The 21,568-nt window shown below is 36.3% G+C and carries 23 protein-coding genes; 7 read left to right on the forward strand and 16 right to left on the reverse strand.

Annotated elements, in window-relative coordinates; translation table 11 throughout:
• Positions 1-104: 104 nt before the first annotated feature.
• On the forward strand, positions 105-818 hold the full coding sequence (locus RT138_RS05280; RefSeq protein ID WP_313189871.1) for a hypothetical protein: 714 nt from the start codon (positions 105-107) through the stop codon (positions 816-818).
• A 65-nt stretch (positions 819-883) separates the two neighbouring features.
• Here RT138_RS05280 and RT138_RS05285 read toward each other — a convergent pair whose 3' ends face one another.
• The gene (locus RT138_RS05285; protein ID WP_313189872.1) at positions 884-1,318 is read right to left on the reverse strand and encodes a hypothetical protein; all 435 of its coding nucleotides are present in this window, start codon (positions 1,316-1,318) and stop codon (positions 884-886) included.
• Between the two features lie 390 nt (positions 1,319-1,708).
• On the opposite strand from RT138_RS05285, the gene RT138_RS05290 reads away from it, so the two are divergent.
• Positions 1,709-2,884, forward strand: coding sequence for a basic secretory protein-like protein (locus RT138_RS05290; RefSeq protein ID WP_313189873.1), 1,176 nt, complete (start codon positions 1,709-1,711; stop codon positions 2,882-2,884).
• A 61-nt stretch (positions 2,885-2,945) separates the two neighbouring features.
• On the opposite strand, the gene RT138_RS05295 is transcribed toward RT138_RS05290, so the two are convergent.
• Positions 2,946-3,389 carry a hypothetical protein gene (locus RT138_RS05295; protein ID WP_313189874.1) on the reverse strand — a complete coding sequence of 148 codons (444 nt, stop codon included), beginning with the start codon at positions 3,387-3,389 and terminating at the stop codon, positions 2,946-2,948.
• A 139-nt stretch (positions 3,390-3,528) separates the two neighbouring features.
• On the opposite strand from RT138_RS05295, the gene RT138_RS05300 reads away from it, so the two are divergent.
• The 4 genes from RT138_RS05300 (at position 3,529) to RT138_RS05315 (ending at position 6,644) form a co-directional block, all read left to right on the forward strand.
• Positions 3,529-4,200, forward strand: a complete 672-nt coding sequence (locus RT138_RS05300) for an Ig-like domain-containing protein (protein ID WP_313189875.1) — start codon at positions 3,529-3,531, stop codon at positions 4,198-4,200.
• A gap of 274 nt (positions 4,201-4,474) precedes the next feature.
• Positions 4,475-4,795: a hypothetical protein gene (locus RT138_RS05305; RefSeq protein ID WP_313189876.1), complete on the forward strand. Its 321-nt coding sequence runs from the start codon at positions 4,475-4,477 to the stop codon at positions 4,793-4,795.
• A 177-nt stretch (positions 4,796-4,972) separates the two neighbouring features.
• A complete protein-coding gene (locus RT138_RS05310) occupies positions 4,973-5,635 on the forward strand; it encodes a YceH family protein (protein WP_313189877.1) in 663 nt (220 codons plus the stop codon).
• A gap of 1 nt (position 5,636) precedes the next feature.
• Positions 5,637-6,644: a YCF48-related protein gene (locus tag RT138_RS05315; protein WP_313189878.1), complete on the forward strand. Its 1,008-nt coding sequence runs from the start codon at positions 5,637-5,639 to the stop codon at positions 6,642-6,644.
• Positions 6,645-6,707: 63 nt separating this feature from the next.
• Here the strand turns inward: RT138_RS05315 and RT138_RS05320 are convergent, their stop codons facing one another.
• The 12 genes from RT138_RS05320 to RT138_RS05375 all read right to left on the reverse strand — a co-directional run bounded on the left by RT138_RS05320 (position 6,708) and on the right by RT138_RS05375 (position 19,086).
• Positions 6,708-7,130, reverse strand: a complete 423-nt coding sequence (locus tag RT138_RS05320; RefSeq protein WP_185214392.1) for an SH3 domain-containing protein — start codon at positions 7,128-7,130, stop codon at positions 6,708-6,710.
• A gap of 8 nt (positions 7,131-7,138) precedes the next feature.
• The gene (locus tag RT138_RS05325; RefSeq protein WP_185214391.1) at positions 7,139-7,630 is read right to left on the reverse strand and encodes a BON domain-containing protein; all 492 of its coding nucleotides are present in this window, start codon (positions 7,628-7,630) and stop codon (positions 7,139-7,141) included.
• Between the two features lie 245 nt (positions 7,631-7,875).
• Complete coding sequence (locus RT138_RS05330; protein WP_313189879.1) at positions 7,876-8,325, reverse strand: hypothetical protein; 450 nt, start codon at positions 8,323-8,325, stop codon at positions 7,876-7,878.
• 136 nt (positions 8,326-8,461) lie between these two features.
• The gene (locus tag RT138_RS05335) at positions 8,462-8,968 is read right to left on the reverse strand and encodes a hypothetical protein (RefSeq protein WP_313189880.1); all 507 of its coding nucleotides are present in this window, start codon (positions 8,966-8,968) and stop codon (positions 8,462-8,464) included.
• 105 nt (positions 8,969-9,073) lie between these two features.
• Positions 9,074-9,667, reverse strand: coding sequence for a DUF1003 domain-containing protein (locus tag RT138_RS05340; RefSeq protein WP_313189881.1), 594 nt, complete (start codon positions 9,665-9,667; stop codon positions 9,074-9,076).
• Between the two features lie 125 nt (positions 9,668-9,792).
• Positions 9,793-10,680 carry a bifunctional 5,10-methylenetetrahydrofolate dehydrogenase/5,10-methenyltetrahydrofolate cyclohydrolase gene (locus RT138_RS05345; RefSeq protein WP_185216231.1) on the reverse strand — a complete coding sequence of 296 codons (888 nt, stop codon included), beginning with the start codon at positions 10,678-10,680 and terminating at the stop codon, positions 9,793-9,795.
• 24 nt (positions 10,681-10,704) lie between these two features.
• Positions 10,705-12,495: a translation elongation factor 4 gene (gene lepA, locus RT138_RS05350; RefSeq protein WP_185214386.1), complete on the reverse strand. Its 1,791-nt coding sequence runs from the start codon at positions 12,493-12,495 to the stop codon at positions 10,705-10,707.
• A 153-nt stretch (positions 12,496-12,648) separates the two neighbouring features.
• Complete coding sequence (locus tag RT138_RS05355) at positions 12,649-14,868, reverse strand: ATP-binding protein (RefSeq protein WP_313189882.1); 2,220 nt, start codon at positions 14,866-14,868, stop codon at positions 12,649-12,651.
• A 400-nt stretch (positions 14,869-15,268) separates the two neighbouring features.
• A complete protein-coding gene (fabV, locus tag RT138_RS05360; RefSeq protein ID WP_313189883.1) occupies positions 15,269-16,468 on the reverse strand; it encodes an enoyl-ACP reductase FabV in 1,200 nt (399 codons plus the stop codon).
• A gap of 130 nt (positions 16,469-16,598) precedes the next feature.
• Complete coding sequence (locus RT138_RS05365; RefSeq protein WP_313189884.1) at positions 16,599-17,753, reverse strand: serine hydrolase domain-containing protein; 1,155 nt, start codon at positions 17,751-17,753, stop codon at positions 16,599-16,601.
• Positions 17,754-17,759: 6 nt separating this feature from the next.
• Positions 17,760-18,470: a DUF3307 domain-containing protein gene (locus tag RT138_RS05370; protein WP_313189885.1), complete on the reverse strand. Its 711-nt coding sequence runs from the start codon at positions 18,468-18,470 to the stop codon at positions 17,760-17,762.
• Positions 18,471-18,480: 10 nt separating this feature from the next.
• The gene (locus RT138_RS05375) at positions 18,481-19,086 is read right to left on the reverse strand and encodes a hypothetical protein (protein WP_313189886.1); all 606 of its coding nucleotides are present in this window, start codon (positions 19,084-19,086) and stop codon (positions 18,481-18,483) included.
• Positions 19,087-19,304: 218 nt separating this feature from the next.
• On the opposite strand from RT138_RS05375, the gene RT138_RS05380 reads away from it, so the two are divergent.
• Positions 19,305-20,180: a PPK2 family polyphosphate kinase gene (locus tag RT138_RS05380; protein WP_313189887.1), complete on the forward strand. Its 876-nt coding sequence runs from the start codon at positions 19,305-19,307 to the stop codon at positions 20,178-20,180.
• A 15-nt stretch (positions 20,181-20,195) separates the two neighbouring features.
• Here the strand turns inward: RT138_RS05380 and RT138_RS05385 are convergent, their stop codons facing one another.
• The gene (locus RT138_RS05385) at positions 20,196-20,984 is read right to left on the reverse strand and encodes an SDR family oxidoreductase (protein WP_313189888.1); all 789 of its coding nucleotides are present in this window, start codon (positions 20,982-20,984) and stop codon (positions 20,196-20,198) included.
• Positions 20,985-21,048: 64 nt separating this feature from the next.
• Positions 21,049-21,444: a hypothetical protein gene (locus RT138_RS05390; RefSeq protein ID WP_313189889.1), complete on the reverse strand. Its 396-nt coding sequence runs from the start codon at positions 21,442-21,444 to the stop codon at positions 21,049-21,051.
• Between the last annotated feature and the right edge of the window lie 124 nt (positions 21,445-21,568).

Below are 21,568 nucleotides of genomic sequence, written 5' to 3' on the forward strand. Positions count from 1 at the left end.
AAAAGAGCATTTTTAAAGATGTAAACAAAATGTATATAGGTTTTATTAAGGACCTATTTCCAATAATTATAAATTGCATAAGCAAAAAAACAAATGAAAAAGCGATGAAATACTATCAATTTTATTATTGGATTACACTATTGTTACTATCAGTAATTAATCCTTTAGATTCCTGGGCGCAACCCTATCTTATTCAAAGTAAGGAAGGTTATTCGAATGTAAGGGAATCAGCTGATTCAAAAGGAAAAATACAAAATCAATTGAAGAACAATACAGTAGTTTTGATGGACCAGCTTGAAGAACAAGATTTAGAAAAAGATCAATGGATCAAGATTCTATATTATGAAAACCTGCCATATTCCATTGTTGAAATAAAGGATGAAAAGCCGCTTAAGGAAGGATATATCCATAATTCCCAACTATTAGCACTGGACAAGCTGGTGAAGCCAAGGACTGCAGAATTTTCCTTGAAATATTTAATCGAGCCGGCAAACCTGAAGGGAAAAAAGATAGCCTACTATGATGAAAACGCCACTGCCATCAAGTCAATTAATGGGATCTATTATTATCTGGCGGATTGCGGAATTCCAAAAGAGATGATCGAAAAGGCCGAGGCAACGATCAATGGGGCCAAAGTTTCTATACCATCAGAATTATTGTTGGGAATTGGTTCAGCTAGACGATCTTTTGATTATTATAAACTGGGAAATGCCTATCTGGCGGTACAAGAGATTGGAGATGGAGCTTGCACAAATCATGTCGTTTGGGTATTTGAGAAGAATAAGTTAACCCAACGATTTGTAGGATGGGAATATTAAGAAAAAATAAATGCCCGATTAATATATAATCGGGCATCAATATGTTGTTCAGTAAGTATTTATAATTATTTCATTAAGCTGACGCTATACCTTTTTCCAGCATCCGAAAGAGTCACAGTTGCATTGGTATAATCTCTACTTAAAAAGATGTAAAATTCTTGAAAGTTGGATTTCATTGCTAGTGTAAAGATATCAGGCAATTCAGTGCTTCCTCTATTAGCATTATTGATCTCAAAACCATATCTTGATTTTGTACCATTAGCACTGGTCATTTCAATCACAGAACCTACAAATTCCATTTTTGTGAAGTAACCTTGATTTGGTTCCAACATTACTGCCCCTGTACTTTCAGAGAACATTTGAGCCTCATAAGCTGTAAACACTTTACCTTTAAGATCTGCCAATACTTCCTCTTTTAATTTTTCAGGAACAACACCATTGTCCTTTTCACAAGAGATAAATAATACAGCAAACAACAATAATATACTTAACTTTTTCATACCTTATTAATATAATAATGCTCAAAAGTAGAACAAAAATTAATAACAATTTAATATTCGGGCCTGCTCTACCCTACTTAAAAATAATTTGTAGCTATATGCTTGCAAAAGCTCGATTTCAAGGAATATGGCCTAAAAAGCCACTTTTAATCTAAATTTCAATTGCTAAACTAGCTTTAGCATATTTGCTATCTCCAATTATGGGGAGGCTATTTTTTTATGTAAAAAAAGCCTATGAATTAATAGAAACGAAGAATTTACGAAAAACCTTTTCAAGCTAACGCGATTTAGCTCATGACAAGCATAAGATTTTACTAGATTTAGCGTTAATTTAACATAACAGCAATAACTAGCGTGATTATAAACTAAACTTAAAATTATATGCTAAAAATGAAAACCAAACTGCAAAGCTTGACCTTTGCCCTATTTTGTGCAGTTATCTACAGCAGTTGTAGCAAAGACAGTTTTTTGGACCAACCTGACCCTGAGTTAGAAACAATTGAAATTAAGGACATTACCACAGATGCCAGAGTAACCGTAAGCATTGAAAATCCAGATGGAGCAAATGGACAGGAAGGTTCCAGCAAATTAACGGACGGTGACAGTACGACGAAGTTTCTCGCAAAGAACTTTAAGACATTAGATATCAAATTCCAATTTGATACGGCAAAGCTTGTCGCGGGCTATGATTTCACTACAGGAAATGATTTTGACGGCCGTGATCCGATGGATTGGAAGTTTTATGGTTCCAATGATGGCCAAACTTGGAAAGAGTTGGATAGCCATATGGGCATGCAATTCAGAAAAAGAAGGAATACTTACAGTTTCTTTTTCAAGAATGAAGAGAAATTCACCCATTATAAATGGTCTATCTCAAAGCTTTACAATGACAATATGTTCCAGGCTTCAGAATTCAGGCTGATCCAGATGCCTCCTTCAAGTCAAAAACAGGAACCTCTCCAAAAGATCGATAGCTTGACCAAAAACAATGTGTCTTTGGTTTTTATCAATCATTCCAATAAATCACAATTGGAATATCAGGAAAGATTGATGAACACTTACTTTACGGTCTATCCAAAGCTTATCAGTGACTTTAATCCAAATGCGAAGAAAAAAATGTACTTCATCATTGACCCTACCTATGATGGTGCTGCTTATGCATGGGGTGAGGTCGTGGTCTTTGGCTTCAAATATATGGAAGGAAATCCGAAAGACGGGGATGTAGTCGTTCATGAGACTATGCACCATATACAACAGGATTATAAAGGCTCGGTACCTGGATGGCTGGTTGAAGGCATTGCTGACAATGTAAGGTATCATTACGGCATAGATGAACCAGATCCATGGACATTACAAGATTACAAACCAGAACATAACTATGATGGTAGCTATGGAATTACTGGGCGATTCCTGTTATGGATTGAAACACATAAGAACAAGAACTTTGTAAAAGAGTTGAACAATGCCTTGATCAATGGCACTAACTACAATGATTTTTTTGTGCAATCGCTTGGAAAGAACATTCAAGATGTCTGGAAAGACTATGCACAGAATCCAGCAATCTAAATTCATCACATAAAAAATGGGCTATAATTTATAGCCCATTTTTTATGCTTTAAAGTTGCTATTAATTACTTAAGGAATTTATTTCTGAAATTAAATCATCAATACTTTGGTTCAACTTATCAAGATTTACGTGCTGAAGATGGTTTGCCTGATATTTTTTCAGCTGCTCGAAAAATTGCACCAAGTTGTTTTTAAACTCATCATAAGACAGATCTGTAGGAATGTATTTGGTTGAAGCTTCAATGCGTTCTACCCGAGGGTTCTCAATTGCAGGATATTGAATCCAATTTCCTGTATGATCCAGCTTAGGGATGTATTCCTCCTGCATCCATAAAATTATTTCATCTTTCGGTTGGGATAATCTCAAAAAATAATGTCTTGAATCTGATATTTTTAAACCAAACAAATTCACTGAATAATCATATTCCTTTAAGAAATCAGACAACATTTGGTTGTTCATCAACACCTGAATAAGATTGAGTATCTTTTCATTTTCTTTCATCATACTATCAAAATATTATGTTTTTCATTTTCCTTAATATTTCTAAAATAAGGAATCCATTAGAGAAAGCATTAATTATTATTATTTTAACTATTGATTAATTTAATTGAACTACCTTATAGGCAAATAAATATATAAGGCTATGGCAAGACAACACTATTTTAAGACCATTTTTATTATCCTATTCCCTATTTTTCTGAGTTCATGTGTTAAAGAAGGTATCCTGGATGAAGATTTAGAAATGAAAAATCAAGCATCAAAATTATATGTGGGGGAAACGCTTCAATTAAATTCTAATAAAAACACAAAATGGAAAAGTTCTAATAAATTTATTGGGACCATTGATGAAGATGGACTCTTTACTGCTCATCATATTGGAAAAGTAAAGATAAATTCAACAAACGAAGGTAAAAAGAGCAGCACTGAAATAACCGTTGTACCTAAAATAACGGATATCCCAGAGCCCGTAATAAGTTTTGGGGGTACTAAGGAACAAATCAAAGATTTAGAAACAAGGAATTTACTGAATGACTCAGGTCCGGCTATATCATTTGAAACAGATTCGCCTTATGTGGAGTCCCTGTATTATGTTTTTCAAGGGGGAAAATGCGCTTATGCCATTGTACGATTCAAAAACAATGCAAATATAGACATTGATTATATTCTTGAATTTTTCCAAGAGCGATATGAGGCAATAGGTAAGGAAAAAGATGATTATTACTTCACGGACCAAAAGAGGAAAATAGTGATAGCGGTATCTACTAAGGATCAATTTAATGGAAGGTATGCCGTCTATGAAAAAAAGAAAAGTTAACATTTGCAGAATTCATGCAATATTTCTTTTCAAAATCTGTTATTAATAAGATACAATTTATCGTCAATTATTAGGACTGTATATTTTATTGAATTTCGCACTAATAAAAAATTAAACAAAATTCAAAAGAGAATTCATTAAAGTTAATTTATCAAGCTTCTTGTTAGCGCTATGTTAACCTCAGATTATTTGTAAAACTTTTAATAACCTTTCTACATAATTGGCACAATATTTTCATAATCGTATCCGTAGTTGTTGAACATTTGATAATTGTTTGAATCAAGGAGCACAATTCCAAAAAGGTACTTTCCTTTTTCCAATAATAATCAACTTAAAAGGATTTTTCAATATGGTAAAGAACCAAAACTTTAATAGCGAAGCAATAATTAAAGAATTAAAGAAATTAGATGAAAAACACCGTGACTATCTTGAAAAGGATGGAAAATGGTTAATTGGGGGTTTTGAATCTATTATTAGCTATGATGGCAAAATCTCAACTATTCAGGGAGAGCAAGTCACTTTGAAAAAAGAAATCTATATGATGTTACCGTCTGAAATTAGAGAAGAAATCGCTCAATTTATGGACGTAGAATAAGGCTATCAGCAATTCTAATAAACATCTGTACTTAAGAGGAAGAACAGGCTACTAAAACTAGTAGCCTGTTCTTCCTTTTTATGTATTAAAAGCCCATTATTTAGTGGGAATTTCCCCAATCCTCTTCCCTTTCTTTTATTAATCTGTATATTTATTAACACATCATGAATATAATATATGGAAGAAACTAAATCACTGCCAATTTTAAGCCCTGAAGAAATTAGAGTATTGGGATCATTATTAGAAAAATCAAAAACTACTCCAGAATATTATCCAATGACTCTTAATGGCCTATTGACCGCCTGTAATCAAAAAAGTTCAAGAAAGCCCGTAGTCCAATATGATGAAAATCTGGTGATCCAAGTATTGGACGGATTAAAGAAAAAAGGATTGATTTCAACTGTTGTTGGTGGTGGTAGCCGAGTTACAAAATATAAACACAACCTAGCGATTCAATTTCCCCTATTGCCTCAGGAATTAGCTATAATCTGTCTATTATTTCTGCGAGGACCCTTAACAGCTGGAGAAATCAATAGCAATTCTGGTCGCCTATATGAATTTGAAAATCTTGATGAAGTACAGGAACTCCTTCAAAAACTAAGTAGCTCTGAACCTTTATACATCAAACAATTATCAAAACGTCCGGGTCAAAAGGAAGTGAGATATATCCATCTCTTTGCCGACTTTGATGAGGATTCTTATGAGGAAGAAGCGCCTTCAAGTCCATCAACAAACAATAATACGGCAATTGCACAGCTAGAAGAAAAAGTTGCCCAACTAGAAGAACAACTTAATACCCTTAGGGCTGAATTTGATGAATTAATGAAGCAACTATCATAGTATGAAAAGATATATTCTAATTTCTGCAGTTTGTCTTTTCGCCGTTCAAACTTATTCACAATCCTTTCAAACCCTAACTTCTGGCAACAAGGCTAGTTTTAGAGGGTTGGAAGCTTATAAAAACAAGGTTGTTTGGGTCAGTGGCAGCAATGGAACGGTTGGAAGATCTGTTGATTCTGGCAAAAGCTGGGAATGGGTTTCGCCTAAAGGATATGAAAAATTTGATTTTAGGGATATTGGGGTATTCAGTGCCAAGGAAGCAGTTATAGTCAGCGCTGGAGCACCTGCAGTAGTATTATATACTAAAGATGCTGGAAAAACCTGGTCTGAAACATATAAAAATGAGGATCCCGCTATCTTTTTAGATGGAATGGACTTCAAGGGAAAAACAGGTTATATATTAGGGGATCCCATCAATGGTCAATTTCAATTGCTGAAGAGTGACAATAAAGGGAAAACTTGGACTGATGTAACAGAAGAAATCCATCTGTTTGCGGAGCCTGGAGAAGCGGCATTTGCAGCAAGTGGGTCTTCTCTTCAGGTAATCAATGATTGGTTATATATTGGTACTGGAGGTACTTATTCAAGTTTGATGAAAAGAAGTGAAAAGGAAAGAAAGTTGGACGTTCAGGATGTTCCCATCTGGTCAGGTTCTGCCAGTACTGGGATATTTTCCATTGACTTCCTCAATGAGCGTGTTGGTGTGGTCGTAGGTGGAAACTATACATCTGATAAGGACAACAGTAATAACATACTTTTGACCCATAATGGCGGTTTATCATGGGATAAACCTAAAATTCCAGTTCATGGATATCGATCGTCCGTAAAATACATTAGCCCTGAAATATTGGTTGCCACTGGAACATCGGGAACCGATATTTCCAAAGATGGAGGAAAGACATGGGAAAATATTTCGACTGAAAGTTTTAATGTCATTGCCGTTTCTTCCAATAAAAAGCTTATTTATTTAGCAGGAAGTAGTGGAAATGTGGTCGGATTGACTTTATAGAAAGATAATTAAAAAACAAAGCCCGATAAATGATATCGGGCTTTTTATATGTTCAATTTCCTTTTAGCTTACGGGCTCCAAATATTGCGCATAGCAATATCCTTCTTCACCATCTTTGGTTCTTACCAACCACCATTGATCATTCGCACGGCTAATTAAAGTAATGATTTCATCCTTCGCAGCTTTGCCTACGATTGGTTGATCCGTTCCTGGACCTTTACGGATATTCAAATTGCTACTTTCCGTAATTACACGTACTTGAGAACCTGCTACAGCAGATGATACATCCACATTCATGACCACATCACCACTTAGGAAATTAGGGTCAATTTGATTGTAGATATCCCACAATTTATTTTTTACATCTGCATTTGGTGCTGTACCTTGAACATGCAAAACACCATCTTGTTCTGCGATAGCCAAATCTGTCATTCCTGAAGCCTTTGCAGTATCAATTAATACCTGATATTTCGATTGTAAACTCATATTATTTTCTATTTAACAGTTAAACCACTCATGTCTACTTTCTTCGGATTCAATGCGTCCAGACCCATTTTCAGAGCTTGAACACGTGCTTGTTCCAATTCACCAGTTACCGTAATAACTCCGTCGGATACAGCAGTTTTTACCGAAGGAAAGTCTTTGGTAAAATCGGCTACTTTTGAAGTTAAGTCAGCATCATTGGTATTAATTTCAACAGGAGGCATCGTATTCACTACGATATTGTTTTGTACAGACTTTACAGCTTTGCTATCAGCAGCTTTTGCAGCATTTTCGATCTGCACTTTCTCATCTTCTGAATTTGCCGTTCCGTTTAGAGTAACCACTCCATCTTTCACATCAACGGTAATTCCAGGATTGGCCTGAACAGCAGTTTCTACTTTTGCTTTCAAGTCGGCGTCCGATATTTTGGACTTACAAGCGATTGTTCCGGTCATCAGGGTTCCGGAAACCAATGCAATAGTTAAGATTTTTTTAAGATTCATAAATCACCTTGTTTTTATTGGTAAATAATACTTAAATCTAAACAAAAATTACTCCTAAAAAGTTTTGACAATTATTTTTTTCATTTATTGTAAATCAATCTATACAAATTCTTCAACTTTCTGTTTCTCATTACTGTAAATTGCCATTACAATCTCCTCTCCATTTAAAACCTTTGTAACATCCACTCCTTTCACAAACAAAAAAACGAGCCATAAGCTCGTTAGATCTTCAATATATAATTATCTTAATAAATTTTATTGATGGTAAATGTTTTATTATTGAACTGAATTGATTCCTTTACCTTTTTTCCAAACAAAGAGTTCCCAATTGGTGATTCTTTAGAAATGACCATGAGGGTTTTTTCCTTAATTTTAACTGCGCCAATAGAGATAGCAATAAAATAATCAAATTGGTCTGTTTGAACAATGCTACCCATTCTGACCAATTCAGAGGGATTTAAGTCTAATCCATTAATCTTCTCCAGATCCATTTCAGCTTGTTTCAACTGATTTTGCAAGCGACTTATTTCTTGTTGGGCCATTTCTCTGGAAGTTTCATATTTATCACCCATACTACTTTTAGTATCATTCAGGATAGCATCCTGTGCTGAATCCATAGCTGATTTTATCTCTTCTACTCTATTTTTGCACTTATCAAAACAGTATGCGACAACTTCTTCTTTATTCCAATCCATTTTTTATTGTTAAACCAACAATATACAGCAATAAATAGAATTTCAAGGAGGCTATCGTAAAATCAAAATAAAAAAGCGCCAATACTATTGGCGCTTTCAATTAAAAACTTAATAACCATTCTATAAATGGATTTTATTAGTTTTCTAAAGCTTTTTTAACGTTTTCTGCTTTTCTTTTGGCGTCGTCAGATAATTCCTTTGTTTTTTCACCTACTTTTTCTGCAGTGTTATCGATAGCCTCGCCAGTTTTATGACCAGCTTCTTTTGTAGCATCTACTGCATTGTTAACACCTTCTTCAATTTTATCACCAGCTTTTCTAGCTGCTTCTTTTGTTTTTTCCCATGCTGATTTTGCATCATCTAATGCTTTTTGAGCAGCTTCTTCTGCTTTTTTATCGCCACTTTTTACTGCAGCATCTAAATCAGCTTGTGCTTTCTTTACATTTTCTTCTGCTTTTGCCAATTCAGCATCTGCATTTGCTTTCATATCATCAATTGATTCATCTGTAGTTTCAATTGAATGATCTAATTTCTCACCGATTGAAGTATCTCCATCATTGTTTTTATCCATTGATGAATTATTGTTACATGCTGACAAGGAAAGTGCACATGCAACTGCTGCTAATACTGCGATTTTTTTCATGTTTCTAATTTGTTTGTGTAATAATAGTTTATTGTAATAATTATATACTGATTGCACTTTGCAATATTTATACCAATTTTCTGAAAAATATTACAGCCATTCATACTATGGCTGAACATTCTTGTTTTTCAACTCCTTTTCCAAGCTGTCAACATGATCCGTGAGTTGTTTCAGTAATTTTAAATGGTTCACCTGCGAATCAAACAGCTGCTTAATCTCTTCCTCCAATAGTACATCTATTTTCTTGTGCAAACTCCTGATTTCTAATTCAGCTTTTAGATTTACTAGGTAGTCATTTTCAGCCCGTTTTCTATCCTTTTCCTCTTGCCGGTTTTGGCTCATCATAATGATTGGAGCCTGAAGAGCAGCCAAACAGGATAAGACTAAATTCATCAAGATAAAAGGATAAGGATCAAATCGTGCTTGCTTGATCATCAGCGTATTGAATAAAACCCAAACTATCAAAATCCCTGTAAAGATCAAAATAAAAGACCAACTACCTCCAAATCGTGCTACTTTATCAGAAATAAGTTGCCCCCTATTTAAGTATTCATCAGTGGGATTAATGAGGTTATCAACGATTAATTTTTCTTCCTCAAATGATTTTCGAACGATGTCATGAAGCTTTTTTAGGTTTTCATCATTTTGGTTGATCATTTCCAAAATATCCTTATTCTTTACTTGATCAAGTTTAGCCATGGTTAATGAAATAAGAAGTCAAATATATGGACTAAAACCATGTAGGATTAAAATTGTTGGAAATTAATCAAAAAAAGCCCCCAAGATTGGGAGCTTTAAATAAACATATTTCAATTCAATATTTTTTAAGCTTTAGGATACACTGTTCCTTTTGCGGCCTCTAGGGTGTTCTTTAATAAACCAATAATAGTCATTAGCCCCACACCTCCAGGTACTGGAGTTATCCAAGAAGATTTCGGAGCCACATGTTCAAAATCCACATCACCATAAAGTTTAAATCCAGATTTTGTTTCGGTCGAGTTCTCCCTATTGATTCCTACATCGATTACTATTGCACCTTCTTTGACCATATCAGCAGTTACAAAATTCTTTTTCCCAATGGCTGCAACCACGATATCACCTTGCAAAACCTCAGCTTTCAAGTCTTTTGTCCTACTGTGTGTCAGGGTAACTGTACAATTTCCTGGATTGGAATTTCTTGCCAAAAGGATACTCATTGGGGATCCAACGATATTGCTCCTTCCAACAATGACTGCCTTTTTACCAGCTGTATCAATTCCGTAATGCTCCAACATCAACATGATGCCATAAGGCGTAGCAGGAATAAAACAAGGTAAATTACGTTGCATTCTACCTAGATTGATTGGATGGAATCCATCTACATCTTTGCGGTAATCAATAGCTTCGGTAACTTTTTCAGGATCAATATGTTTTGGCAAAGGCAATTGAACGATCAAGCCGTCGATGGATTCATCCGCATTGATCTCATTGATCTTTTCCAACAATTCTTTTTCAGTGATATCCGTATCATAACGAAGATTGGTCGAGTCGAAACCAACTTGCTCACAATTTCTCATCTTGCTCGCAACATAAGTTTCACTACCACCATCGTTTCCAACTAAAATAGCTACCAAATGAGGTTTGCGACCTAACTTCGCAGTGAGCTCTGCAGCCTCTCTTTTGATGTCTTCTTTAACTTTGGTTGATACTTCCTTACCGTCCAGTAAATTCATGATATATTTTATAGGTTGATTTTCTTAATCTAATTTCAGAACCGCCATAAATGCTGATTGTGGAATCTCTACGTTTCCAACCTGACGCATACGTTTTTTACCTTTCTTCTGTTTTTCCAACAACTTACGCTTACGCGAAATATCACCACCATAACATTTTGCAGTCACATCCTTACGCAATGCGGAAATTGTTTCCCTCGCGATGATCTTTGCTCCAATAGAAGCTTGAATACGGATTTCAAACTGCTGTCTCGGTAAAAGTTCCTTCAATTTCTCACAGATTTTCTTACCGAAATCATAAGCATTGCTTCGGTGGATCAATGATGATAAGGCATCCACGGGCTCATCATTCAAACGGATGTCCAATTTCACCAAGTCCGATTGTCTATAACCGATTTGATGATAATCGAATGATGCATATCCTTTAGAAATAGTCTTTAACTTGTCATAGAAATCAAAAACGATCTCTCCCATAGGCATTTCAAACACCAATTCTACACGATCAGAGGTCAGATAAGATTGGTTGACAATCGTTCCGCGTTTCTGAATACAAAGGGACATTACAGGACCAACAAACTCAGCCTTTGTAATGATATTTGCTTTAATATAAGGTTCCTCGATACTGTCCAATTTACTCGGATCAGGTAGATCCGAAGGGTTGTGAACTACGATCTCCTCATGATTTTTTGAAAGGTAAGCCAGGTATGACACGTTCGGTACAGTCGTAATAACTGTCATATCGAACTCACGTTCCAAGCGTTCTTGGATGATTTCCATGTGCAGCATTCCTAAGAAACCACAACGGAAACCAAAACCTAAAGCAGCTGAAGATTCAGGTTCAAACACCAAAGAAGCGTCATTTAACTGCAAACGGTGCATAGACTCCCTTAGCTCCTCATAATCTTCCGTATCTACAGGATAGATACCTGCAAATACCATGGGCTTAACTTCCTCAAAACCTTGGATAGCTTGGGCACAGGGACGATCCTTCTTCGTGATGGTATCTCCTACTTTTACCTCTCTAGCTTCTTTGATACCAGAAATAATATAACCTACATCTCCAGTCTTGATTACTTCCTTAGGCACTTGGTTTAACTTCAAGGTACCAACCTCATCAGCGATATATTCTTTGCCCGTAGCAACAAACTTTACACGGTCTCCTTTTCTGATCTCACCATTTTCAACTTTGAAATAAGCCATAATCCCTCTGAAAGAGTTGAAAACCGAGTCAAAGATCAAGGCTTGTAATGGAGCTTCAGGATCGCCAACCGGCGCAGGGATACGCTCAATAATAGCAGTTAGGATATCAGGAATACCCATTCCGGTTTTGCCGGAGGCAGGGATAATTTCTTCTCTCTTTCCACCGATCAATTCAACGATTTGATCTTTTACTTCCTCAGGCATAGCTCCTGGTAAATCCATCTTGTTCAAGATCGGAATAATTTCAAGATCATGCTCTAGCGCTAAGTAAAGGTTGGAAATAGTCTGTGCCTGTATACCTTGAGAGGCATCTACGATCAACAATGCGCCTTCACAGGCAGCGATCGATCTAGAAACTTCATATGAAAAATCGACGTGACCCGGGGTGTCAATCAGATTTAACACATACGTTTGTCCATCTTTGGTATACTCCATTTGGATTGCATGGCTCTTAATCGTAATCCCTCTTTCACGTTCCAAGTCCATATTGTCCAACAATTGTGCTTGCGCCTCACGTTGGGTGATGGTATTGGTATACTCTAATAATCTATCGGCCAAAGTACTTTTCCCGTGGTCGATATGTGCGATAATACAAAAATTGCGTATATGCTTCATATAGGTTATTATGCCTTCAATTTAATTCGCAAATATAATTTTTTTAAGTGAGCTTTTTAGCTATTAAAATCATCTATTTCCGAATAATTGAAACATTTACCCGCTATTTTTAGCAATATTGGAATTTACTGGGATTAAAGAATTTGCTTTTGACTAGGATTGGGAAGGAAGTATGAAAACCTCCTTCGGAAACGACAGATGGAAACATGTTCCTTTTCCTATTTCACTTTCCACCTCGATTGTAATACGGAGTCGGTCTGCAATCCGCTTTACAATGGTCAGGCCTAAGCCTGTTCCCTCGTAATTATTGGCATTGGACATCCGCTTAAAGGAATCATATATGGTGCTCAATTCCTCTTTTGCGATCCCTATGCCGTTATCTTGGATGGTATAACGAACAAATTCATGCTTAAAGGTAGAAGAAATGGATACAACGGGCTTTTCTACCTTTGCACTATATTTAATGGCATTGCCAATTAAATTCTGGAACAACTGGTATACAATACTCCTTTCACCATAAACTGGAAGAATATTCCCATATTTCACTTCAGTTCCAAGTGCATTATAGCGCAGTTGACTGAAGTTTACAATTTGTTTAAGGAATTCCTCCACATACACAGGCTCCATTCTGTACTGATAGTCTTTCACCTTAGAAAAATCATGAATACTCTTCAATAGTTCAGAAATGACTTCCACGGCCTCTTTTGTGTTCCTCAGCATCTTCAATTTCAGGTCATTTGTCATTTCCGGACGTTGAAGGAGCATCTGGGTAGAGAGGTTGATTGCTGATAAAGGATTTTTTAGGTCATGGCTTACCGTATGGGCATAGTTATCCAGTGCCCTATTCAGGTCAATTACCTCCTTGTTCAGTTTTACGATTTCTTGAGAAAAATTCTTATTGCTTTGGATGATCAGATTTCTTAATCGCTTAATAAAGTAAATCTCATTATCTCGCCAAGGATCGCAGGTCCCAACGGTTGTTTGATGCCAAATATCGAGGACAGGATGTTCTTCTCTTTCAAATGAATCATTCGGCAGGTTCATTTTGATCCTGGATTCGGGCTTGGCGACCCACTTTCTTTTGAACTCTTTCTCCTTCCTAAACCAAAACACACTGCAATTCTCCTCCAACTCAACCTTTAGTGCAGCTAAGCCAACAAATCGTTCTGAATCCAATCCCAATTCTTCACCATGATTTAATATAAATTCAGCGTCAAAGAAGATTGAATCCTTTGATACTCTGGAAAGTAGTCCTTTAATATCTAATACTTTATCAAAACCAATGGAGATATTGTAGGTATAAAGCTTACCATTGATCAAAATAAGCATAGCATCTGCTTTGGCATAATAGCAGAGTTCTTTATCCAAACTCATTAAAGCTTCAGCAAGGTTATTTTTCAGGATTAACTTTTCCTTCAACTGCAGCTCAAAATTCCTAATATCATCCTGAAAATCCTTGAGCTTATTCTTCTGTTCCTCTTCATAACGGTAAATAGCCATCTGAATAAAATACACCATGGCCTCTCGTTTTAGGAGGTTGATTTTCTTTCCCTTTTTACTTTGACAAAAAATATATCCCCAAATCTTTCCATCAATCTGCAAGGACACACTAAGATTTGAATTGACTCCATCGCGAATGAGATAATTTGCATGGATTGGAGAAATCATCCTGATATTCGTTTGGGATAGATTGGGCTTAAAATTATCTTTAGTTATGATCTTAATGGTTTTACCATTGACCTGAGCGGTATAGCGATGGAAGTTGACCGAATGAATGTTTTTTGCATGCTTAAAAATATCCATATCAGGATAATAACAGCCTAATATTTTTTCCAAGTCTGAATTCTCAATACTTTCCGCCAGTACATAGCCATCTCCATCACCGACATATTGAAAAACCCTCACCCTATCAAATCCAGAAATCTTCGATATATAAGAACTCACTACCTTCCAGATCTTTCCTTTGCTTTCACTTAATAGCTTATCGACAATTTCGAACTTTGGAAAGAAAACATTCGAGTCCTCAAATTTCTTTTCGAACTCTAAGTAAATGTTGTTATTGAATAAATAGATGTTCAGGTAATACGGTTCTCCTTGGATGACCAATTCCAATAAAACACGTTCATTCGTTTCATTAATAACTTGACCAACAGCAATTTTAATACTGTCTACAAATTTTGAAAAATATACAGTCAGGATATCCCATAAATTAACACCTAAATAAGAGGAAACAGTATTGTTAAGCCAAGCTTCACAATTCTCGCTTCCAGCAATAAGGTTGTAATCTAAATCGACTATCAATAAATAACCGAACTCCTGAATCCCTTCACTGAGATTCAAATGTTCTTCCTCAAGAATAACCCGATTATCCATTTAATTAATTCATAGTTAGTTTGTACTTTTTTCCTGGTTTGGCCAGATGTTTTTCAAACAGCAGTTAAAATTAGAAAAAAGAAATCAAGTTTAAATATATTCAAACTATATTTTTAATGATATTGAGTATCGATAAATTTCAACCCTTCAATTCAAATTCCTTAAACCTTAATTTTCAATAGGTTATAGGTCAATAGGGAATGAATATGAATTCTATAAATTTAGCACTCATGGCTAACCACAATTTTCACCTAAGCAACGCTGAAAATCTACTTTATTATGAATTACAAAACAACTTCTCAAGGGAATTAATAGCATTGAATTCTTTGCAGTTGATTATTGCAAAATAAAAAAGGAGTTGCCAAAAGACAACTCCCGAATATTTCTAAATGAGATTGGATTATTCTGCCAAACTAGGCACTTGCACCAATTCACTAGTATCTTTATCGTAATCGATATTATCAAAGTTGAAACCAAATAACTGGAAGAAATCATTACGGTAACCCACGATATCAGAGATCTCTTCTAAGTTTTCAGTTGTTGCCTGTTCCCAAAGTTTTGCGACCTCTTCTTGAACATCTGCGCGCATTTCAAGATCGTCAACACGGATTCTACCCTTTTCATCTAAAGGAGTTTCTACATTATTGTATAATCTTTCAGCAAACAATCTTTGCATCTGCTCGATTGTTCCCTCATGGATTCCTTTTTCCTTCATCACTTTATATAATAATGAAATATACAAAGGAACTACTGGAATTGCAGAACTAGATTGTGTAACCAATGCTTTGTTTACAGATACATAGGAGATACCGTGCAAATCTTTCAATATTTCATTGATGGTAGGAACAGTTGCTTCCAAATCATCTTTAGCACGGCCGATTGTACCATTTCTATAGATAGGATAGGTCAATTCAGGGCCGATATAAGAATATGCAACTGTTTTTACACCTTCTGCCAATACACCTGCAACTTTAAGGTCTTCAATCCAGAACTTCCAGTCTTCACCACCCATTACAGCAACGGTATTTTTGATATCATCATCTGAATCAACAGGTTGAATGCTGATATCTGAAACAACACCAGAATGGAAATCTACAGTTTTATTGGTAAATGCCTGATCGATTGGCTTTAATACTGAAGCATGTTGAACCCCAGTTTTTGGATGTGTACGACGTGGAGATGCCAGAGAATAGACCACCAAGTCAACCTGTCCAAGATCTTTTTTGATTAATTCAATGGTTTGCGCTTTGATCTCATCCGAGAAAGCATCGCCATTGATACTTTTTGCATATAAGCCTGCAGCATGAGCTTCTTTTTCAAAAGCGGCGCTATTGTACCAACCTGCAGTACCTAATTTGCCTTCAGATGCTGGTTTTTCAAAAAACACTCCGATAGTGGCTGCTCCTGAACCGAATGCAGCACTGATGCGTGAAGCAATCCCAAATCCGGTAGATGCACCGATTACCAATACCTTTTTAGGCCCGTTTTTAATCTCGCCTTTAGATTTTACGTAATCGATTTGGTTTTTGATATTCTCTGCCGCTCCTTCTGGATGCGCTGTCAAGCAGATAAAACCTCTAGTTCTTGGTTGAATAATCATATTGCTAAATTCTCAATTTGAATAATTTTTACAAAAGTAGTTAATTTTTCAAGTAAACTGCCTCAAAATATCCCCCTTTAATCCCTTTGTGGACCTTGCAACCTAATGCTCAGAAGGTTAATGGCGCTTGTTACCGTTTTTTTATGAAATCTTGATAGAGTAAGTTAATAACTTCTTTCGACATTACAATATCTTCATTTCGATCAATCGTTGGAATGCAACCATTGGTTATCACGACAAAACCGAACTTTTTCTTAGGCTCAAAAAACATATTGCTGTAAAGGCCATAGGCCGAGCCAGTATGTCCGATCATATGTTCCCCGGGAATTAATTTATAGGTCTCCAATAATGCTAAGCCATAATTCTCCTTTGGAGATAAGCCCTTTTGCATTCTCTGCGAACTTGCTTTGCTGATGATTCGCTTCTTGCCTAATTTTCCATAGTTCATATGCATCTGCATATATTTTCCTAGATCATGTGCCGAAATCTTCATCCCTCCGGTTGGTGAAAATACAGGTGTACTCACTCCCATCTTATAATTCCTGATCTCCTCAGATCTTGGATAGTAAGCAGCACTTTGTTCATCATATTCACCATCTATTTTATCATACAATTTTGCAAATCGACTTTGGTCTAATGAGTCTACACAATATCCCGCATCCAGATTTAATGGATTCAATATTTGTCGTTTGATATAGTTATCAAACCGGACTTCGGTTAATCTCTCCAATACCGCCCCAATGATATTGAAGTTCAAGTTACAGTATTCATAATCGGTTCCTGGTTCATAACTGTTATAGGATTTCTCCCATTCCTTGTTCTTTGTGGTATCCAGAACATCAAAAGTAAAGTAACCATTATTATCATTTAAACTGGAACGATGTGATAGCATCATTTCCAATGTTATTTTGGTATCTGGAAATTTAGGGTTCCTTATTTTAAATCCAGCCAGATCACTGATATCATCATCCAACGAAACCTTTCCTTGTTCTACCAGTTGCATAATAGCCGTAGAACTGAACGATTTGGAAATCGAAGCAATCCTGAAAAGGTCATTTGTGGTTAATGGAGCTTTTGTTTCTAGGTCCTTATAGCCAAAAGCCTTTTCATAAACAGGCTTTCCATTTTTTACAACCACAATGGCCAAGCCTACGGCATCATATTTATCCGTTATTTTTTTTAGGTCAGATTCAAATGAAGCACTTTGCGCCATGGTCACCGTGCTCATGGAGACCGCAGCAAATAGACAAAATAGGCTCTTGAACCTTTTTAGATTTATTTTCATAGTAGATTATATTATTGTTAGTAGATATTTTAAGCCAAATGCGACCAACATACCAAGTCCAAAACTTAGCAAAGTTCCGATCAGTACATACTCTGTAAATTTTGTATCCTTCGCATTCGTTAGGTCTCCGAACCTAAATATTGATTTCGCAGCCAGCAAGAACCCAATCCCTTCATTCAAGCCTAGCAGCACAAAACCCAATATCATTGCTCTTTCCAAGATTCCAATAATGGTCCCGGCATCAAATAAGGTTTCTTTTCGCTTACTGTTGAACTCAACTTCCTTATTCCACTTGCTGAAAAATACACGGATCACAATGGGTATCACAAATACGATCAGCAATATCGCTATGGTATAGATTAGCACATGGTTCCAGTTCATATTCGTCAAAATATCCTGGAAGGCAGCCATATTATTAAAATAATAAACAGCAAAAATACTCGCTATGTGCAGGGCTTGGTCTATCAAGAAAATTCGGACAGGATTCGATGGCCATTTTTGTTCCCAACCTATTTTTAGGCTGTCGATAGCTAAATGTGCCGCAACCAGGAAAAGGATACTCTGCCATTTAGCCCCCAAGTCATTGATAAAAAATAAGATCAATAGGCCTGCATGCACCGCAACATGGTAAAACAAATATTGAATATGCGTCCTACGTTTATCAACCCATGATTTAGGCTGAAAAACAAAATCCCCTAAAATGTGGGATATCAACATTTTAAGCAAATCAACTAACATAGGCCTTTAAATCTTTTGTGCAATAATCAATAACCTGGTTTATCTTTGAATAGTTTGCTTTGCTTAGTTCTGTACTCACTTGACTCTGATGTTTCCTTCCTATGATCTTCGTCAGCTCAGTCTGGTTGGCATTGGGATATTCCATTGCCGCTTGGACCGTTTCGGCCATATTAGGAGTCCATTGGTCTGTGAGACGAGTGCACAAGGTTAAAATCAAATTCAAACGCTCATCCAGATCCTTCCACCGCGATTTGAATTCCAAACTTTCCTTAGTCAGGCTATCCAATGATTGACCTGAAAAAACAAAAGCCTCTCCACTCGACTTCTTTATATCTTTATCTATGAAATCAACCTTCCCCACTCCTATCCCGATTCGGATATCCATACCTTCTAATTGCCTCATTTCTGATTTTAAATAAAAAATCGCCCGAAAACAGTCCTCAATGGGCACTTCGGCCTGAAAACTATCCCCACGAAAAATATCATAGGTCAGTGCATGTTTCTTTATGCCCCGCTCTAACCTCGGAAGCCATTCTTTCGCATCATGCGACCTGGAATGTACTACATCTCCTGTTAATATGACATGGTAACTCATGCTTATCTTTTTATTAATCATCCAATATAATGATATTTCTTATTATCATCAAAATAAATGATAAACAAAATTATCACTAAAAACGATGATATTTTTTATTATCACTAAAATAAATGATAATTAACTTTATCAGCTCATTGGATAATAAACAATTGACCATAGTACAAAACGTAGATTAAACAATTATTTATTAAATTGTGTTCAACTAAATAAAGCTTATGGGAAACTATGCAAAAAGGCTAACGGCAAAAAGCAATTTCAAATTAAATGAACATCCGACCAATATAAAAGATGAGATAACAAAGGATGACGCAAAGCTTGAATTAAAGGAATTAAGAAAGAAAATAGCTGCTCTTCAGGACAAAATGTATGCAGATGATCGATATTCAGTTTTGATTTGTCTGCAAGGGATGGATACTTCTGGTAAGGATTCCTTGATTCGAGAGGTCTTCAAGGAAATGAATGTACGCGGGGTCGTGGTTGAAAGCTTCAAAACACCAACAGAAATCGAACTACAACATGATTATTTGTGGAGACATGAAATCAGGTTGCCAGAAAAAGGGAAATTCACCGTCTTCAATCGGACCCATTACGAAAATGTATTGGTAACAAGGGTACACCCTGAATACCTGTTAAATGAAAGAATTCCCCACATCACCGATCCTCATAATTTACCAGATGATTTTTGGGAAAAACGATTCCAGCAGATCAACAACTTTGAAGAACGATTGACACAAAATGGAATGATAGTCTTCAAGTTCTTTTTGAATGTCAGCAAGGAGGAACAACGTGACAGACTTTTAAGCCGATTAGAGGAGGAAGAAAAAAACTGGAAGTTCTCTCCTGGAGACTTAAAGGAAAGAGCACTGTGGAGTAAATATATGGAATGCTATGAGGATGCCATCAAGAATACCAGCAAAAAACATGCGCCTTGGTATGTGATTCCTTCAGATTCCAAACCAATCAGTAGATTCTTGGTCGCAAAGATTATTTACGAAGTTCTATCAACATATAAGGATATCAAATATCCTGAAATGCCGGAAGAGATCGAAGAGCACAAGAAAAAATATAAAGAACAGTTGGAAGCCGAATAGCTTCCAACCGTTTATCTAAAATACGACATTCGAAAGACCACCATCCAAAGGAATGGAGGCACCCGTCAAGAAGCTGGCATAAGAAGAAGCTAAGAAAGCCGCTAAATAACCATATTCTTCCGGTTTACCCAATCGCTTGATGGGCATACTCTCAATCCGTCGCTTTTCAATCGTCTCTAAGGAAACTCCCTCATTTTTTGCCTGATTATTCATCAGGTCATAAAGTCTATCCGTTGCAAAATAACCTGTCAAAATGGAATTGACAGTAATTCCATCAGCAGCAACCGCTTTTGAAAGTGATTTACTCCAACTGACTAAGGCGACCCGCATCGTATTGGAAAGCACTAGGCTATCTTGAGGTTCTTTCACGGTTAAGGAGGAAACATTGATAATACGTCCAAAACCTGAAGAACGCATACCTTTCAAGGCTAATTCGGAGGTATAAACAGCGTTTTTGAATAACAGATCAAAGGCTTGCTGATAATCTCCAATATTTTTATGGGAAACATCTCCTGCTGCAGGTCCATTGGTATTATTAATCAGGATATCTACCTGATGCGAATTAAAATAAGCCGTTAAATTGGCTTGATGCTGCTCAAAGTCCATAAAGTCGGTTTGCAGATAACCATGCCTTTGGCCATTTACCGCCGAAAGTTCCTTCAAAACGTCCTTTAACTTATCCTCATTTCTGGACATCAGGGTGACTTCAGCTCCACATGCCGCCAATTCCATGGCGATTGCTTTCCCGATCCCTGAAGTAGCACCACCAACTAAGGCCTTTTTACCTGTTAAATCAATTTGCATATCAAAATTTTTGAAAGCCTAAATATAGCCATTCAATAAGAAAAACCGACTCAATCAATAGGAATTAATCGCCTTCGTATTTAGGATAGCCTTCTTCATCCAAATCATCGCGCTCATCTTCAGCATCTCTCGACAGCTCTTCATCTTCCTTGGATACCCGTACGATGCTCTCCCCTTCTACATGCATATTGTTATCTTCTAGATTTTCCTCCTTCAGTTCATCTAATGGGGCATATTCTTCACCCACATAGGGATTCGATGAATCATAGGTAGAGTCATCGTCTGCAGCGCCTTCACTGATAGTATCATAGTCCGAAGGATGCTCCCAATCTGGATCATTATCATTGACATCCAATTCGTAGGAGGCATCTTCCTTATTATACGCCAAGTCCTTTGGATCTTTAGGTCCTTGGTCATCATCATTCACCTTATTTTGTTTTTTGTTCTCTTCTGAATTCATAATAATTAAATATTTAAAACCTACCCTTAAAACCATCCAAACATCCCAATTGTTTGCATAAACATCATAAGATTAACGACTTTGTGACGTTGTATTAAAAGAGATAATTAGTTATATTTACCTT

Source organism: Sphingobacterium sp. (assembly GCF_032065005.1).
Classification (GTDB): domain Bacteria; phylum Bacteroidota; class Bacteroidia; order Sphingobacteriales; family Sphingobacteriaceae; genus Sphingobacterium.